The sequence below is a fragment of the Paracoccus beibuensis genome (assembly GCF_026162625.1).
GTDB lineage: Bacteria > Pseudomonadota > Alphaproteobacteria > Rhodobacterales > Rhodobacteraceae > Paracoccus > Paracoccus beibuensis.
Window position 1 is genome coordinate 82,822 of the sequence record NZ_JAOTBD010000007.1, and the last position, 16,470, is coordinate 99,291.

Annotated in this window: 15 protein-coding genes and 1 pseudogene; 10 read left to right on the forward strand and 6 right to left on the reverse strand. The window is 64.6% G+C overall.

All coding sequences use genetic code 11. From position 1 onward, the window contains the following. Nucleotide 1: 1 nt before the first annotated feature. Nucleotides 2-888 (reverse strand): annotated as a pseudogene (locus OC159_RS07085) (tyrosine-type recombinase/integrase). 264 nt (nt 889-1,152) lie between these two features. On the opposite strand from OC159_RS07085, the gene OC159_RS07090 reads away from it, so the two are divergent. From OC159_RS07090 to OC159_RS07110, 5 genes are all read left to right on the forward strand, one after another. Then, nucleotides 1,153-2,139 (forward strand): iron-siderophore ABC transporter substrate-binding protein, encoded by a 987-nt coding sequence (locus tag OC159_RS07090; protein WP_407674068.1) that lies wholly within the window; start codon nt 1,153-1,155, stop codon nt 2,137-2,139. After that, the gene (locus OC159_RS07095; protein ID WP_265500455.1) at nt 2,136-3,170 is read left to right on the forward strand and encodes a FecCD family ABC transporter permease; all 1,035 of its coding nucleotides are present in this window, start codon (nt 2,136-2,138) and stop codon (nt 3,168-3,170) included. Before OC159_RS07090 ends, OC159_RS07095 begins: the two co-directional genes overlap by 4 nt. Continuing rightward, nucleotides 3,167-4,201: a FecCD family ABC transporter permease gene (locus OC159_RS07100; protein ID WP_407674069.1), complete on the forward strand. Its 1,035-nt coding sequence runs from the start codon at nt 3,167-3,169 to the stop codon at nt 4,199-4,201. The genes OC159_RS07095 and OC159_RS07100 overlap by 4 nt, the downstream gene beginning before the upstream one ends. Continuing rightward, nucleotides 4,198-5,010, forward strand: a complete 813-nt coding sequence (locus tag OC159_RS07105; RefSeq protein ID WP_265500457.1) for an ABC transporter ATP-binding protein — start codon at nt 4,198-4,200, stop codon at nt 5,008-5,010. The genes OC159_RS07100 and OC159_RS07105 overlap by 4 nt, the downstream gene beginning before the upstream one ends. Nucleotides 5,011-5,132: 122 nt before the next feature. Next, entirely contained in the window at nt 5,133-7,256 is a 2,124-nt protein-coding gene (locus OC159_RS07110; protein WP_265500458.1) for a TonB-dependent siderophore receptor, read from the forward strand. 358 nt (nt 7,257-7,614) lie between these two features. Here the strand turns inward: OC159_RS07110 and OC159_RS07115 are convergent, their stop codons facing one another. Beyond that, the gene (locus tag OC159_RS07115) at nt 7,615-8,253 is read right to left on the reverse strand and encodes a glutathione S-transferase family protein (RefSeq protein WP_265500459.1); all 639 of its coding nucleotides are present in this window, start codon (nt 8,251-8,253) and stop codon (nt 7,615-7,617) included. Then, on the reverse strand, nt 8,222-8,671 hold the full coding sequence (locus OC159_RS07120) for a VOC family protein (RefSeq protein ID WP_265500460.1): 450 nt from the start codon (nt 8,669-8,671) through the stop codon (nt 8,222-8,224). The genes OC159_RS07115 and OC159_RS07120 overlap by 32 nt, the downstream gene beginning before the upstream one ends. Nucleotides 8,672-8,808: 137 nt before the next feature. On the opposite strand from OC159_RS07120, the gene OC159_RS07125 reads away from it, so the two are divergent. Beyond that, a complete protein-coding gene (locus tag OC159_RS07125) occupies nt 8,809-9,420 on the forward strand; it encodes a winged helix-turn-helix transcriptional regulator (protein WP_265500461.1) in 612 nt (203 codons plus the stop codon). Between the two features lie 422 nt (nt 9,421-9,842). Continuing rightward, nucleotides 9,843-10,985, forward strand: coding sequence for a metallophosphoesterase (locus OC159_RS07130; RefSeq protein ID WP_265500462.1), 1,143 nt, complete (start codon nt 9,843-9,845; stop codon nt 10,983-10,985). An 862-nt stretch (nt 10,986-11,847) separates the two neighbouring features. Here OC159_RS07130 and OC159_RS07135 read toward each other — a convergent pair. Continuing rightward, nucleotides 11,848-12,183: an ATP-binding protein gene (locus OC159_RS07135; RefSeq protein WP_322626715.1), complete on the reverse strand. Its 336-nt coding sequence runs from the start codon at nt 12,181-12,183 to the stop codon at nt 11,848-11,850. Beyond that, nucleotides 12,102-12,728, reverse strand: coding sequence for a hypothetical protein (locus tag OC159_RS07140; protein WP_265500463.1), 627 nt, complete (start codon nt 12,726-12,728; stop codon nt 12,102-12,104). The genes OC159_RS07135 and OC159_RS07140 overlap by 82 nt, the downstream gene beginning before the upstream one ends. A 387-nt stretch (nt 12,729-13,115) precedes the next feature. Between OC159_RS07140 and OC159_RS07145 the strand changes: the two genes are divergently transcribed. From OC159_RS07145 to recR, 3 genes are read left to right on the forward strand one after another with little or no spacing between them, the layout of a single operon-like run. Then, entirely contained in the window at nt 13,116-14,900 is a 1,785-nt protein-coding gene (locus tag OC159_RS07145; RefSeq protein ID WP_265500464.1) for a DNA polymerase III subunit gamma/tau, read from the forward strand. Nucleotides 14,901-14,903: 3 nt separating this feature from the next. After that, nucleotides 14,904-15,248, forward strand: a complete 345-nt coding sequence (locus OC159_RS07150) for a YbaB/EbfC family nucleoid-associated protein (RefSeq protein WP_265500465.1) — start codon at nt 14,904-14,906, stop codon at nt 15,246-15,248. A gap of 7 nt (nt 15,249-15,255) precedes the next feature. Further along, nucleotides 15,256-15,855: a recombination mediator RecR gene (gene recR / locus OC159_RS07155; RefSeq protein WP_265500466.1), complete on the forward strand. Its 600-nt coding sequence runs from the start codon at nt 15,256-15,258 to the stop codon at nt 15,853-15,855. 97 nt (nt 15,856-15,952) lie between these two features. Here recR and OC159_RS07160 read toward each other — a convergent pair whose 3' ends face one another. Next, complete coding sequence (locus tag OC159_RS07160) at nt 15,953-16,405, reverse strand: Hsp20 family protein (RefSeq protein WP_265500467.1); 453 nt, start codon at nt 16,403-16,405, stop codon at nt 15,953-15,955. Between the last annotated feature and the right edge of the window lie 65 nt (nt 16,406-16,470).

The window sequence follows — 16,470 nt, forward strand, 5'->3', positions numbered from 1 at the left end:
GTCACTCCAGACTTCGCTCGATTGTGCGGTCCTGCAGCTTCGAGAGCATCTCGAAGGGGCTGACAGTGTCCCGGATCGTCTTCGTGGCGACATGGGTGTATTGGGCGGTGGTGCTGAGCTTGGCATGTCCCAACAACACTTGGATCACCCGCACGTCGGTGTTCGCTTCCAGCAGATGAGTCGCAAAGCTGTGGCGCAGGGTGTGCAGCGTGGCGGCCTTTTGATCCCCGCCATGTTCTTGGCCGAGGTGAATGCCCGGTGCAGTTGTCGCGGAGAGATCGGGCTAATCCTTGGCAGGCCCGGGAAGAGCCAGCCGTCAGGACGCGCCTCGCGCCAGTAGGTGCGCAACAGCTCCAGCAGGCTAGGCGACAGCATGACCTTGCGGTCCTTCTTGCCCTTGCCTTGCTCGACATGGATCAGCATCCGGTCGCTGTCGATGTCGCCGATCCTGAGATTGCACACCTCGGCCGAACGCAGTCCGGCACCATAGGAGATGCTGAGAGCCGCCCGATACTTCAGACCCGGTCCGGGTGCTGCCATCAGAATGTCGGACACCTCCTCCACGCTGAAAACCACGGGCAACCGGCGCGGCTCGGTCCGGAACTGCATGAACCGCTTCATCTCTTCGCGCCCGCAGGTCATGCCAAAGAAGAACCGCAGCGCCACAATGCGGGCGTTGAAGGTCGAGGGCGTGACCCCCGTATCAGTCATGTCCAATTGATAAGCCCGCAACTCTTCCGGCGTGGCCGTGTCGGGCGAGCTCTTCAGAAAGGCTGCGAAATCCTTGACGGCACGGATATGAGCCTGCTGAGCCTTCTCGCCCATGCCACGGATGCGCATGTCTTCGATCATCCGCTGCCGAAGCGGGGTGGTTCGTTCCTCCGTCATGTGAACCTCCTGTCTGATGAAGGAGGAAGACCCCGATCGTCAGCCCGGATAGGCTTCAAACATAGAGCTACTGTGAAAGCGGCGCCGAACGTTCGCCAAAGGCGCCAGTGCCGCGGAGCGGCTTAGTCCTTGGGCGACAGTTGCACTCCGGCTTCCGAGAGCGGTCATCTGGCATGCCGGCGATGCGGACAAAGTAGCTGCGGCATAGATCTTGACACACCAGCGCAGGCGTGGAAGGTCGACTGAAACAGTAAGGAACTACTTGTGACGCATCACCTTGTTCTTGCGCTGGTCCCGCTTCTATCAGCCCTTGCGGTGACTGGAGCAGCCGCGCAAGAGAACTCCTATCCTTTGGTCATCGAGCATGCCTTCGGCCAAACGGTCCTTCCCGAGCGGCCCGAAAGGGTTGCCACGGTCGCATGGGCCAACCACGAGGTGCCGCTGGCTCTTGGGATCGTTCCGGTCGGCTTTGCTGCCGCGGGCTTCGGGGACGAGGACGGCGACGGCCTGCTTCCCTGGGTCGAGGCGCGGCTGGACGAGCTTGGCGCTGAGGCTCCACCCCTGTTCGACGAAGGCGACGGGATCGATTTCGAGGCAGTGGCCGCCAGCGATCCCGACGTCATCCTTGCGGCATATTCGGGGCTCAGCCAGACCGACTACGACATGCTGAGCCAGATTGCGCCGGTCGTCGCTTATCCCGAAGCAGCCTGGTCCACCGACTGGCGCGAAATGATCCGGTTGAACGCAGCGGGAATGGGCATGGCATCCGAGGGGGAGGAGCTGATCTCGCGCCTGGAACGCGAGATCCAGGACACGCTGGCCGGATATCCCGAGTTAGAGGGAAAGTCCGCGATGTTCATCACGCATCTGGACAGCACCGACCTGAGCGTAATCCGCTTCTATTCGGCCAACGATACGCGCGTGAAGTTCTTCCAGGACCTCGGCCTGACGATGCCCGCCAGTGTGCAGGAGGCAACGCAGCCGGGCCAATATTCCGGCGAAGTGAGTGCAGAACTGATCGACAGCTTCGAGGACGTGGACATCTTCGTGTCCTACGGAAGCTCTGATCTGCGGGAACGGCTGCTGGCCGATCCGCTGGTGTCGCACATGCCGGCCGTGGCGAACGGGGCGTTGGTCATGCTGGGCAATGACGCCGTCGGCACGGGGGCAAACCCGACGCCGCTCTCGATCTCGTGGGTGCTGGATGATTATGTCGCCATGCTGGCGGAAGCTGCCAGCGCCGGCGAATGACCGAGGCGCTTGCGCTTGAGGGCCGCCCCGCAGGACGGGCCGCCGCAGGACGGGCGGCGACGCTGCTGGCGTTGGCCGTAGCGGTGGTCGTGTTGGGGCTGTTGTCGACGGCTGTGGGCACGCGTATCGTAGCATGGACGGACCTTCTGGCAGGACTGCAGGGCGGCACAGAAACCATCGGACAGGCAGCCGTTGCCCTGCGCATCCCACGGACCATGCTTGCCGGGCTTGCCGGGGCCGCCCTCGGCCTTTCTGGGGCGATGATGCAGGGCGTGACGCGGAATCCTCTGGCCGATCCGGGCATCCTCGGTATCAACAACGGCGCAGCATTGGCGGTCGTCATCGGCCTGGCCTGGTTCGGGATGAGTGCGGCGGCGTCCTTCGTCTGGGTGGCCGTCCTCGGCGCCGCTGTCACGGCAACTTTCGTCTATGTCGTCGGCTCCCTCGGCCGTGGCGGTCCGACGCCGCTGAAGCTGGCGTTGGCCGGCGCGGCAACCTCGGTCGCTTTCTCTTCGCTGACATTGGCGGTGGTGCTGCCGCGGGCCGACATCTCGGGCGGCGTTCGGTCCTGGCAGGTGGGCGGCGTCGGCGGGGCGACCTTCGATCGGATATGGCTGGTGCTGCCGTTCCTGCTGGCAGGCTTCCTCATCGCGCAGCTGTCGGGGCGCAAGCTGAACCTGCTGGCCATGGGCGACGAGGTCGCGGCCGGGCTGGGAGAGCGCGTGGCGCTGGCGCGTGGCGTGGTTGCGCTTGGGGCGGTGCTGCTGTGCGGGGCGACGACCGCCATCTGCGGTCCCATCGGCTTCGTAGGTCTGGTGGTGCCGCATGTGTGCCGGCTGATGCTGGGCGGCGACTATCGGTGGCTGCTGCCGGCTTCGGCGCTTGGTGGTGCGGCGCTGCTGATCCTGTCCGACATCGTCGGGCGCCTGGTGGCGCGGCCAAGCGAGCTTGACGTCGGCATCGTCACTGCATTGGTCGGTGCGCCGGTCTTCATCTGGATCGTTCGCCGCCAGCGAGTGCGCGAACTATGACCAGCACGACCATCGGCATCCTGCAACGCGGCCGCAGGCTGCGAAGAGGCTGGCGTCGAGCCATGATCGGCGGTCTGCTGGCCCTGCTGGCCGTCTGCTTCCTGCTGGCCCTGATGCTGGGCCAGAGCGTCACGCCCCCTGCCGATGTCCTGCGGGTCCTGCTGGGCGGGGACGTGGCCGGCGCCAGCTTCACCGTCGGGCAATTGCGGCTGCCGCGCGCGGTGATCTCGATCTTGGCAGGCATGTGCTTCGGCATGGGAGGCGCGGCATTTCAGGTCATGCTGCGCAACCCGCTGGCCAGTCCCGACATCATCGGGATCAGCGCGGGGGCCAGTGCCGCCGCCGTTTTCGCGATCGTGTTCCTGTCGCTGGACGGCGCCAGCGTTTCCGGGATCGCCATTGCGGCGGGCCTGGGGGTTGCGCTGCTGATCTATGCACTGTCCTTCAAGGGCGGGGTCGCGGGCTCGCGGCTGATCCTGGTGGGGATCGGGATTTCGGCGATGATCCACAGCTTCATTGCTTATGCCTTGGCACGTGCCCCGGCATGGGACCTTCAAGAGGCGATGCGCTGGTTGACGGGCAGCGTCAACGGCGCGCGGCTTGACCAAGCCGGCCTTCTTCTGCTGGTGCTGCTGGTCCTGGGCGGCTTGCTGCTGGCCCGCAGCCGCGACCTCGAGATGCTGCGGATGGGCGACGACGTGGCCTCGGCCTTGGGCGTTCGTGTCGGGATGACACGCATGACGGTCATTTTGGGCGCGGTCGGCCTGATCGCGGTCGCAACCGCGACGACGGGTCCGATCGCCTTTACGGCCTTCCTGTCTGGTCCGATAGCCGCCCGGGTCGTCGGGTCTCATGGGTCGGTGCTGGTGCCGGCAGCACTGGTCGGTGCCTTGCTGGTTCTGACAGGGGATTATGCAGGCCAGTTCCTGCTTCCCGGTCGTTATCCCGTCGGCGTCGTCACCGGAGCCCTGGGGGCACCCTTCCTGATCTTTCTCATCATCCGCGCCAACCGGACCGGAGGAACGCTTTGACCGTCGATCACCAACTGAGCGTCACGGAGCTGACCGCCGGGTACGGCGGCACGCCTATCCTCCAGGGCCTGAACCTCGACCTGCTGCCTGGCCAGATCACGGCCATCGTGGGCGCGAACGCCTGCGGCAAGTCCACCCTGCTGCGGGTCATGTCGCGCCTGCTGCGGCCCGATGCCGGACAGGTGACGCTGGATGGCGGCTCGATCCACCGCATGCCGACGCGCGCGCTGGCCCGCGTCCTTGGCCTTCTGCCGCAGTCACCCGTGGCGCCCGAGGGGATCACGGTTGCGGATCTGGTCAGCCGGGGCCGACATCCGCATCAGGGGCTGGTGTCGCGGTGGAGGCGGACAGATGACGAAGCCGTCGCTGCCGCCCTGGATGCCACCAGGATGTCGGACCTCGCTGACCGGTCAGTGGACGAGCTTTCGGGCGGCCAACGGCAGAGAGCTTGGATCGCCATGGCATTGGCCCAGGACACCGACCTGCTGATGCTGGACGAGCCGACGACGTTTCTTGACGTGTCGCACCAGATCGAACTCCTGGATCTGCTTTGCGACCTGAACGCGCGGCGTGGCACCACCATCGTCATGGTCCTGCATGACCTGAATTTGGCGGCCCGTTATGCCGATCACCTTGTGGCGCTGCGCCATGGGCAGCTGCTGGTCCAAGGCCCCCCCGAAGACGTGCTTGTCGAGCGGACGGTTCACCAGGTCTTCGGGCTTACAAGCCGGATCGTGACCGATCCGGTTTCGGGGCGGCCGATGATGCTGCCCATCGGCCGGCACAGGACCCGCGCCGAAAGCCCATAATAACTTACAAATACTGTCGCCTTTATGTCACGCGCGCTGGCTGCAGTGTCCGCGCTGCTTGCACCAGCAGTTCGGCGTCCATAGAGCAGATGCATATCCGACGGTTTAAATAAGGATTCGTTGTGCCCCAGAAAATCCGCCTTGCCAGGACCCTGATCCGGCTGCCGTCGCGCCGCGCCGCGCTGTTGTGCTGTTGCGCCCTGTCGTTCCTGCCCGTCGCCAGCCTGGCGCAAGAAGCAGAGGGGACGCGCATCTCGCCGGTGATCCGGCTTCCCGCCATCACACTCGAAGTGTCGGGCGCGGACGACGATGCGAATTCCATCGTCGCAAGAGAGATGGCGGTCGGCGGAAAGGTCGCCACGAGCATCCTCGACACGCCCGCCTCTGTCTCCGTCATCACCGAGAAGGAAATCGAGCGCCGCGATGCCCGCACTCTCGAGGATGTCCTGCAGTATTCGGCGGGTGCGATCAGCGACTATTACGGCACGGACGACCGCAACGACTATTTCCTGATCCGCGGCTTCCAAGCCTCGACCTATCGCGACGGCATCACGCTCGGCTCGATGCGGGGTATCCGCGAGGAACCACTGGCCTATGAACGGGTCGAGATCGTCCGGGGCGCGAACTCGACCCTGTTCGGTGTGGCGGATCCGGGCGGTTCGATCAACTTCGTGACGAAGCGTCCGCGCGGCGACCGCTTCTCCGAGATCTTCACCACGTTCGGCTCGCACGACCGCAAGGAAGTCGGCTTCGATTTCGGTGACGTCCTGGATCCGGACGCGACGCTGTCCTATCGTTTCACGGGCAAGCTGCAGGACAGCGAGCGGGAATATGACTTCTCTCAGGATGACGAGAAGTTCCTGATGGGCGGCCTGACCTGGCAGCCGAGCGACGTCACCTCGATCAGCCTGATCGCCGACTACCTCGACCGCGAGGCAACCCCCAACGGCGGCGGTTACCCGCGCCATGGCGACTACGACCGCGACCTCTTCCTGGGCGAGCCCGACTTCAACTATCTGAACGTCGAACGCACCACCGTCAGCCTGATCGCCGAACATGACTTCGGCAGCGGCCTGTCGCTCCGGTCGAACCTGCGCTACAGCGATACGGCCGATGACTTTGGCTACGTCTACGTTTCTGGCGACGCCGGCGTTGTTCCTGTCGGACGTGGGTATTTCGGGACGGACGGCTCTGCCGAGGAGATCGCGGGCGACGTGATCCTCCAGTATGACCGCAGCTTCGGACGCATTGACAGCAGTACCCTGGCAGGCATCGAGTACCGGGATGTAGCGTCCTCGCAAAGCTCCTTCTTCGGATCAGGCACGCCCATCGATCCTGAGGATCCGGACTACTCCGGCGCGCCGACCAGCCTCGACCCCTATCTGGTCGAAGCGCGTGACAGCCGGACGAAAGCCGTCTTCGTGCAGCAGAACCTTTCTTTCGACGACAGGTTCATCGCTACGGTTGGTGCCCGTCATGACCGGCTCGACCTGCAAGTGGACGACCTGCTGGCCAGCACCACCACCAGCGACGACTTCTCTGAAACCTCGCTGCGCGGCGCCCTGACCTGGAAGATCACGCCCGAAATGTCCGCTTACGCCAGCTATGCCGAGTCGGTCGCGCCTCCGATCCTCGGCGTCGAGCCGGAACGGGGCGAGCAATACGAGGTTGGTCTGAAATACGAGCCTCTCGGCACGAATGCCCTCTTCAGCGCCGCGATCTACGACCTGAGCAAGACGAACATCACGGTCGTCGATCCGGACACATTCGAGCGCTCGCTCGTCGGAGAAATCAGGGTAAGGGGGATCGATCTGGAAGCAAAGGCCGAGCTTGCCTCCAACGTCAGCCTGACTGCCGCATACTCCTATGCCGACACCGAGGTGCTGCGGTCGGATCCGGTGCGAGGCGTGGAGGTCACGGGCAACGAAATGGGATCCGTGCCGAACCACATGGCGTCGCTCTGGCTCGACTACACCCTGCCCGGCGGCGGCGATCGCGGCGACATGACCTTCGGCCTGGGCGCCCGGTATACAGGAACGTATTTCTTCACGACGCAGAACAACAACGGCAAGAGCGACGCTGCCCTGCTACTCGACGCGGCTTACAGCTATGACGTGACCGAAAATACCGAAGTTGCCATCAACGTCCACAACCTGACGGATGAAAAGCACGTCGTCGGTCGGGGCAGCGCCGACTACTACAACCCTGGCCGCGAGGTCGCGGTGACGCTTCGACACAGCTTCTAGAACCTTTGGCGGCGTCAAGTCCACTGGCGCCGCCAAGCCCCAGGCCTCGGCGGCCAAGCATCTCTTGACTTCGGCGCGATCCGGCCAGCTGTCAGATGCGGCGTGCCCGCGACAAGTGCATCCGCAACGGCAGCCGGTATTTTCAAGTGTCGACGACGGCGCTTGCTAATCGCTCTGTCCCAAGTCGGGAAACTTTCTTCGCCCGCTCCACGATCTGCAACGTCTCTTCCCGCCGATGGCACTTCGTGCCGATGCGGTGCGGATTGCCTCGCTGGCCCCGCGCGTAGAAATCGGTTCCCTGCAACAGAGGCGCACCGATCGCCACCGGAAGCGGCTGCCGTCGATGCTGCGACATCGGTCATGTGATCTGCGCCTTGGCTTCCATCTGGCGCTGCCATTCCAGGAATTCGTCGGGCGCGGTGCCGGTGAAGCCTGCCATGTGGTCGGCCAGCGCGCGGAAGGCACCGCGAGAGGTGCCGTGCGCGACATTGGCTGCGAGGTTCGGCCAAGGCCTCAGCATATCCTGGCCATCGATGATCCGAAGGACCGAGATCATCAGAAGATTGCCCGCACCGAAGCTGCCGCCGAACCACTCTGCATCCCCGAGCCGGTCCGCGGCCTCGCCGAGCCGCTTTTCGATGCGCGCACGCACGGACGGCAGACGCGGGACCGACCATGGCTTGTCCGCCTCGAAAAGCGTGGCGATGGGATGATCCATGATCGGCGGCTCCGGCGTGTCTGCGCCGCAAAGGCCCACCAGGGATTTTGCCCGCGCCGCCGCGTCCGTTGGCATCAATCCGGGGAACCGCCCGGCGATGTGCCAGACGATTGCGCCGCTTTCGAACAGGGCAAGGTCGCCCTCCTCTTGTGTCGGGACCTGCCCGAAGGGCTGAAGCGCCCGGTGGGAAGCCCGCTTCTGTGCCCCTTGGGACAGGAAGCGCACGGCGTAGGGCCGGCCGTCCTCCTCAAGCGTCCGCCTGACGCGCAGGTCGCGCACTTGGCTTTGGCGCAACCCGACACCCAGTCGAAGGCGGTGAAGGTGATCGGGGCGGCGGGGTCAAGCGACAATGTTGGGCCTCCGGCATGTCGCGGGTGCCCGCCTCGGCGGCACCAGTGTCCATCCAAATCGACTTCCAGCCGTGGCCACCGGGATCGTCGAAGGCCCGGCCATACATGAAGCCGTGATCCTTGATCGGTCGCGTTTCGATCCCGCCGACGGCTGTTGCCAGGTGGTGGATTTCGTCCACCGCTCCGCGGCTGTCGAAGGACAGGCAGAACAGGGCGCCGCTCCGCGTCGGTGTGTCGATGTTGGGCGCGTCAGTGAAGGTCGCATAAGAAACTTGGGAGAGCAGCATCACGTGGATCGTCGCCCCAGCAACGTCGGCGACGGGCAGGTTAATGAAGATCCGGGTCATCGATTCGCTCCTCTGCTGGCCTTGACGGGATGAGGCACGAGTTGCTAAAGGAAACTATGAAGTTAGGAAAAGACACCGAAGCGTCAGGACCTTCTCACGGCCGTTGGTATGACGACGCCTGCGGAACGGCCTTCGGGATGGAGCTGCTGGGCGAACGTTGGACGCTGTTGATCCTGCGCGAGCTGTTGTTCGGGCCCCGCCGCTTTTCGGACCTCCGGGCCGAGCTGCCGGGGATCAGCGCCAAGATCCTGACCGAGCGGCTTTCCGGGATGGAGGCGAACGGCATCCTGCGCCGCGTGGCCCTGACCGAACCCGCGCCCGTTCAGCTGTTTCAGCTGACGCCCTGGGGCATGGCTGCAGAACCCATCGTCCAAGAGATGGGACGTTGGGCTGCCGCTTCGCCGATGCACGATTCGACGCTGCCGCTGTCGGCGGCTTCGTTCATGATGTCGTTGCGGACGATGCTGGACCGGAATGCGGCTCGTGGGCTGGCTTTCACGGCGGCTTTCACCATCGGCACTTCACGCTTCACCGGTCGATTGGAACAGTGCCGCCTGGAGGTCCTCCGCGGTCTGCCGGATGATCCACAGATTGCGTTGAAGGCGGCTGCGGCCTCTCGACTCGCGGCTCTCTTCTACGGCAACATGACATCCGAGGCAGCCGGCGTTCAAACGTGTGGCACGATCGAGGATGTTGCCCGCTTCCTGAGCCTGTTCCATCTTCCGCCGAAGGTCCCGTATCCTGATTAGCGCGTGCTGCGGCCGAGTGGAGACTTGAACAGACGGACATGCTTGACGAAGAGCGGGATAGGGAAGGTTGGATCGGCCGAGCAAAGCTGCTGCGCGGCCTGTTTGTCCCACTGAAGATCCCCAGACGCCTGCATCGCTGCATCAACGATTGAACCACAAGACGACGCCAGCTTCACACGGCGGTTCTGCGCCCAGGTCGAGGCGCCTCCGGAACAGCCAGATCCGTCGCTCCAGACAAGGTGATGTGATCACGATAGCTTGGTCTTGGAAGGCATTCCAAGCTGTGATAGCCGCCCGGCTGGACACACCAGGCTAAGGCCCATCAGCGCGAGGCTGCCGCGCTGTCACGCTGCGAGCGAATCGCGTGGGTTGCGGCACGTGCAGGATTCCGACAAGGTCGCGTCATCTGCGGCAGGATGAAGATGGGCCAGTTCACTCCACAGATCCTCACGCTCCATGCCATCACGCTGTGTATCGGACTGATTGTCGGGTTTCGCTTTGTGTACCGGCTTTCGATCGGTCGGCCCTTCCGATACCTGCTTGTGGGGCTGGTGCTGATCGTGTCGCTCAACCGCCTGTTCAGCCAGCTGCTGCTCGGCTCTCTGGACCCGATCGACCTGCCGAGGCCGTTGATCGTCACCCTCAGTTGGCTGTTCGCCTCCGTCCTCATGCTCACGGTGTCTCAGGTGGCGCTCGACGTTGTCACCGCTCTGCGCTCGCTCGTTGCGCGGCGACTGGTTCGCCCTGCCGCTTGGGTGCGCTGGACGATGGGGGCAGGTGCGCTTTCGCTGTCAGCTCTCGGGGTCAGCCAGGCACTGCAAGTTCCCAACGCCAAGGTGGTCGAAATCACTCTCGAAGGTCTTCCCGAGGAGTTCGACGGATACCGTATCCTGCAATTGACCGACCTTCACGTGTCGCATCTGTTTCCCGGTCGGTGGCTTTCGGATGTGGTTGCCGTGGCGAATGACCAGCGCGCCGATCTTGTCGCAATCACGGGTGATGTGGTTGATGGCATCCCCGCCACACGTCAGGATGATCTTGCGTCCCTGCGCCTGTTGCAGGCGAAGGATGGCGTCTTCATGGTACCGGGCAACCATGAGTACTACTTCGACTATGTCGGGTGGATCGAAACGTTCCAGGTCCTCGGCCTCCGTCCTCTTCTCAACGGTCACGTTGTCATCCGTCGCGGCAGCGCGGAGATGGTCTTGGCCGGCGTCACCGATCCTGTCGCAGCCGGACACGGCCATGTTGCACCGAACATTCGAGAGGCCCTTGCGGGGAAAGGAAATGGCGTACCCGTCGTCCTCCTCGCTCATCAGCCGCAACTGGCCAGGCGTGCTGCCCAGGCTGGTGTCGATCTGCAGCTGTCCGGGCATACGCATGGCGGCATGGCCATCGGGCTCAGAAGGCTTGTCGGAAGCCTGAACGGCGGCTTCGTCTCCGGCCTCTACAAGATCGGCAACATGCGACTCTATGTCAGCAATGGCACGGGACACACACCCGGTTTCGCCTTCCGCTTCGGAGTGCCTCCGGAGATGACGGTGGTCGTCCTGCGCCCCGCATGACGAAGATGCCAACGTTGCCCGCTCGCGATTTCGCGATGCTTGGCCAGCACGCCGGATGTGACCTGCGCAAGCCGACAATGCAGGCTCCGAAGGACAAGATCGGCCTCCCCTCGCCGCTGCAAAGGTCGAAGAACTTGGACAAGCCGGTGGAACGCCGCAGCAGGTCGCGTTGGGCCAAGTCTGGCGGGCCTAGCTATGGCGGCTGGGGATCAGCGGGGCGAGATCCATCAAGAGTATCGCGCGGGCGGAGGATCGTTTTCCCCATCGGCTCGACGGCGGGATCGACGCATCCGCGATGTATGGCTTTGGTCTCCGTCAGCGAGCTTGATCTGCCTGACGTCGGATTTTCGCATTTTGTGCCGGTGCGGAGGGCGCACCTTTGCTAGATCAACCATTCTGTTCAGGCCGTTCGTCTATGGTTCTACTTCCTGAGCGACAACGGTCCGGGCAGTCGCCGCACTTGTGCGTGGTTCGCAAAAGCTGGGCCGTATCGGCATGTACGGGGATGCTAGCGTTTCAATCGGGCGCAGGTTTCCGACCGCCAACCCGGATCAATCAGGGGCAAGATCGACAGCCGCATCGCCCGTCTGGAGGCCGATGCCGAAAACTTGACGCCCGGAACGGGTGGGCTGATCGGCGGGAATACCGCAAGGTTCACAGCTAGGAAGGGGCATGGCCGAGCCCCACAGGTCCCTGCGGCGACACGTCCAGGATATGCAGGCCAAGGTGACAGCTGTGGCAGACGCACCGGTTGACAGATCTTGCCGACAATACCGATGCCCGCGCAATCGCGACTGTAGATGCTGGATCAGATTTCCTCAGAAGTTCTGGCGCAAAATTCCCCACCCTTCGGGTTCGGCGATCAGCCGTTCAGTTGATGGTCGCCCCCGTTTTCTAGTGGCCGACCGCGGCGTTTGGGCGGCGGTGGCGGGACAATGTTGGCGGGGGCGCGTATGTGCTCCGGGGTCAGGTCGGCGGGATGTCGGAGCCGATAGCTGGCGCCCTCGATCTGGACCACGACGGCATGATGGAGCAGGCGGTCGAGAAGCGCCGTCGCGACAACGGGATCACCGGAGATCTCGCCCCATTCCGCGAAGCCGCGGTTGGAGGTCAGGGTCATGGCGCCTTTTTCACAACGTGCGTTGACCAGCTGGAAAAACAGATTGGCGCCACCGCTGGTGATGGGCAGGTATGGCAACGCATCACGGCTTCCAACGCTTGGTTCGGACAGAACCGCCCCCAGAGCCAGCGGCTGTGCCCCAGCACCATGCTGAACAGCCAGACCTTCCGCAGCACGGCGGCTTCAGAGGTAAACTCCACCTGGAACTCGGCAAAATCCACCTGTGCCTGCTTGCCGGCGGGCGTTTCGAAGCGACGCTCGAACTGCCCTGGCGCCACGGCCCGGACCAGCCGGAGATATTCTGTCAGCGTGGAACAGGCCCCTGCATACCCCATCCCCTTGATCTCGCGATGCAGCCTGCGGGCCGACAGGCCAGGAAAGCCTTCAAGCCGCACTGCCAGATATGATCGGAACCGATCTGCCAGCCGATCGCCCGGCTCTCTGGGTCCATACATCGGGGACTCAAGGCCCCGTTCCAGGTATTTCCGAACCGTCTTGCGGTCGAGCCCGGTCTGGCGCGTCTCAAATCCAGGATCATCACGATCTCCGTCAATCCTACCACCTGCCCGCCCTTCCCTTGGCAGCAGCAGGGGTAATTCTGCGCCGCCGATGGTCCGGGGCATGCCCCCGGACCATCGGCATCAGCGCCAAACCGGGAATTTTCATCCAGCCGTTCTGGGAATTACGTCCAGCACTCACACGCGACCAACGCCCGGAACAGCGGCATGACCGGCTGCAACGTCCAGACTGCCGTCCACATCCCAACGCACCTGATCGTCGCGCATGATGTCACCAACCATGCCATGAGTGCAGATGGCACAAGCGACAAATCACGCGGATGATGTACCTTGGCCAGTCAGAAGGGAGGTCCCGCCATGTAAATCCGGTGCCCGATGCCATGAAAAATCTTGCAATCCACGGCCGCTCAGCCCCCCTTTCAACCGGGTTTCGCCAATCAGGTTGTCGCCCCCGGCACGCGCGGATATGGTGATGCGATGCCCGAGGAACCGATGACAGACACGCCGCCCGCCTATCAGGTTCTTGCCAGGAAATACCGGCCCGAGACCTTCGCCGACCTGGTCGGGCAGGACGCCATGGTGCGCACGCTGAAGAACGCCTTCGCCGCCGACCGAATCGCGCAGGCCTTCATCATGACCGGCATCCGCGGGACCGGAAAGACGACCACGGCGCGGATCATCGCCAAGGGCATGAACTGCATCGGACCGGACGGCACCGGCGGTCCCACGACAGAGCCCTGCGGCGTTTGCGAACATTGCGTGGCCATCAGCGAAGGTCGCCATGTCGACGTGATGGAGATGGATGCGGCGTCCCGCACCGGCGTCGGGGACATCCGCGAGATCATCGAATCGGTCCACTATCGCGCCGTGTCCGCGCGCTACAAGATCTACATCATCGACGAGGTTCACATGCTGTCCACGAGCGCGTTCAACGCGCTGCTGAAGACGCTGGAAGAGCCGCCGCCCCATGTGAAGTTCATCTTCGCGACGACCGAGATCCGCAAGGTTCCGGTCACCGTCCTGTCGCGCTGCCAGCGATTCGACCTGCGCCGGATCGAGCCGGAGGTGATGATCGCCCTGCTGACCCGCATCGCGACCGCCGAAGGCGCGCAGATCAGCGAGGACGCGCTGGCGCTGATCACGCGCGCGGCCGAAGGGTCGGCCCGCGACGCGACAAGCCTTCTGGACCAGGCGATCAGCCACGGCGCCGGAGAGACGACAGCCGACCAGGTGCGCGCAATGCTGGGCCTGGCCGACCGGGGCCGGGTGCTGGACCTGTTCGAGATGGTGCTGCGCGGCGATGCGGCGGCAGCCTTGACCGAGTTGCAGTCGCAATATGCCGACGGCGCCGATCCCGTCGCCGTGCTGCGCGACCTGGCAGAGGTTACGCACTGGATCTCGGTCGTGAAGATCACGCCCGACGCACTGGACGATCCCACGATCTCTCCGGACGAGCGGCTGCGCGGCAAGGATCTGGCCGAGCGTCTGCCGATGCGGGTCATGTCGCGGATGTGGCAGCTGCTGCTGAAGGCGCTGGAGGAGGTCTCGGCCGCGCCCAACGCCATGATGGCCGCGGAGATGGCGGTCATCCGCCTGACCCACGTGGCCGACCTGCCCGACCCCGAGGCGCTGATTCGCCGTGTCCAGCAGGCGCATGCAGCCGGTGAGTTTTCCCGCGGACCTTCGGTGGCGGGCGCCGCAGCCAGCCAAGCCCCGCAAGCCGCCCGCCGCGCCCGCCCTGCACCGGCGATACCCCAGCACGCCAACGCGGCGGCGGCACTTGCCGTGGCGCCAGAGCTGGTCGAGACCTATCCCGATTTCGCGTCGGTCGTGGAACTGATCCGGCGGATGCGCGACATGACGCTGCTGGTCATGGTTGAACGTCACGTCGCACTGGTCCGCTACAGCCCCGGCCGGATCGAATTCGAGCCGCGCACGAACCCGCCCGCGGACCTCGCGCAGCGGCTTGCCGAGCGGCTGCGCGGCTGGACCGGCGGACAGCGTTGGGCGGTTACGGTGACGAACTCGGGCGGCGCCCCGACCATTGCCGAGACGCGAGAGGCCGAGGCGCAGGCGGCCCGCGACCGGGCGCTGTCCCTGCCGATCGTGCAGCAGGTGCTGGCGGCCTTCCCCGGCGCGACGCTGCTGAACATCACCCGTGCCGCCCCTGCGGTTCAGGTCGAAGACCTGGCGGAGGGCGCGGGCAACCCCCACGACGGAACCGACGGCCCTGTGGCCGAGGTCGAGGAATGGGACCCCTTCGAGGATGAGGACTGAGAGATGATCAAGGGTTTGGGCGGCTTTGGCGACATGGCCAAGATGATGAAGACCGCCAAGGAAATGCAGGACAAGATGGCCCAGATGCAGGAAGACCTGGCCTCTGTCACCGTCACCGGCGAATCCGGGGCGGGGCTGGTCAAGGCGACCTGCACGGCCAAGGGTGAGTTGACCGCGCTCGAGATCGACCCGTCGATCTTCGTGCCATCGGAAAAGGAGGTCGTCGAGGACCTGATCCTGGCCGCAATCAAGGACGCGCAACGCGCCGCCGAAGCCAGGATGCAGTCTGAGATGGCCCGCATGAGCGAAGGCCTGGGCCTGCCGCCCGGCATGAAGCTGCCCTTCTGATCCTGCGATGGCCGAAGGCAGCGACGACATCCAGGCGCTGATCGCTCTGATGGCGCGGCTTCCGGGCCTTGGGCCGCGTTCGGCGCGGCGCATCGTGCTGCAGCTGGTCCGCAAGCGCGGCCAGCACATGGTCCAGTTGGCGCAGCTTCTGGACCGCGTGGCGCAGAATTCGCGCGAATGCGCCGTCTGCGGCAATATCACCGACCGCGACGTCTGCGCCATCTGCACCGATCCTGCCCGTGCGACGGGCGAGATCTGCGTGGTGCAGGACGTGGCCGATCTGTGGGCGCTGGAACGCGGACAGGCGTTCCGCGGCAGGTACCACGTCCTCGGCGGAACGCTTTCGGCCTTGGACGAGATCGGGCCGGACGACCTTGGCATCCCTGCCCTGCTGACCCGCGTCGACGACGAACGGGTCACCGAGGTCATCCTTGCCTTGAATGCGACGGTCGACGGGCAGACGACGGCGCATTACATTGCCGATGCTCTGGAAGGATCGGTCGTCAAGGTCACCGGTCTCGCTCAGGGCGTCCCGATCGGCGGTGAACTCGACTACCTCGACGACGGCACGATCAGCGCCGCGTTGCGCGCCCGGCGGAGTCTCTGACACGACAAAGGGCCGCGCGATCGCAGCCCCATCCAGATTCACACGCCATGCAGGGGGTCCGGGGGATGCGTAATCCCCCGGGCGTCGCGGGACGCAATCAGGCGTCCAGCTTCGCGACCTTCGGCGCGGCCTTGGAGATCTCGATGCGGCGCGGTTTCAACGCCTCGGGGATCTCGCGGACCAGGTCGATATGCAGCATGCCGTCGGCATGGCTGGCACCGTCGACGCGGACATGGTCGGCCAAGGTGAACTTACGCTCGAACGCGCGCGTGGCGATGCCGCGATGCAGGTAGGTCCGGCCATCGTCCTCGTCGGCCTTGCGGGCCGAGACGATCACGGCGCCGTCACGCACCTCCACGTTCAGGTCATCGGCCGTAAAGCCGGCCACGGCGATCGAGATGCGATAGGCATCCTCGCCGGTCTTCTCGATATTGTAGGGCGGATAGGTCGATGCCGACACGTCGGCAGTCATCGCGCGGTCCATCACGTCGGCGAGACGGTCGAAGCCTACGGAAGCGCGGTAGAGCGGGGTCAGATCAAAGTTACGCATCTTGGTCACATCCTCGGATAAAGCGATGTCATGGCTGCCCCCCGGATCCCGGGCGGGCGTTCCAC

Bases quoted from the DNA above. Each gene is read 5' to 3' on its own strand.
- OC159_RS07095 (WP_265500455.1), top strand. From the start codon at position 2,136: ATGACCGAGGCGCTTGCGCTTGAGGGCCGCCCCGCAGGACGGGCCGCC.
- OC159_RS07100 (WP_407674069.1), top strand. From the start codon at position 3,167: ATGACCAGCACGACCATCGGCATCCTGCAACGCGGCCGCAGGCTGCGA.
- OC159_RS07120 (WP_265500460.1), bottom strand. From the start codon at position 8,671: ATGACCCGGATCTTCATTAACCTGCCCGTCGCCGACGTTGCTGGGGCG.
- OC159_RS07125 (WP_265500461.1), top strand. From the start codon at position 8,809: ATGGAGCTGCTGGGCGAACGTTGGACGCTGTTGATCCTGCGCGAGCTG.
- OC159_RS07130 (WP_265500462.1), top strand. From the start codon at position 9,843: ATGGGCCAGTTCACTCCACAGATCCTCACGCTCCATGCCATCACGCTG.
- OC159_RS07140 (WP_265500463.1), bottom strand. From the start codon at position 12,728: ATGCCCCGGACCATCGGCGGCGCAGAATTACCCCTGCTGCTGCCAAGG.
- OC159_RS07145 (WP_265500464.1), top strand. From the start codon at position 13,116: ATGACAGACACGCCGCCCGCCTATCAGGTTCTTGCCAGGAAATACCGG.
- OC159_RS07150 (WP_265500465.1), top strand. From the start codon at position 14,904: ATGATCAAGGGTTTGGGCGGCTTTGGCGACATGGCCAAGATGATGAAG.
- recR (WP_265500466.1), top strand. From the start codon at position 15,256: ATGGCCGAAGGCAGCGACGACATCCAGGCGCTGATCGCTCTGATGGCG.
- OC159_RS07160 (WP_265500467.1), bottom strand. From the start codon at position 16,405: ATGCGTAACTTTGATCTGACCCCGCTCTACCGCGCTTCCGTAGGCTTC.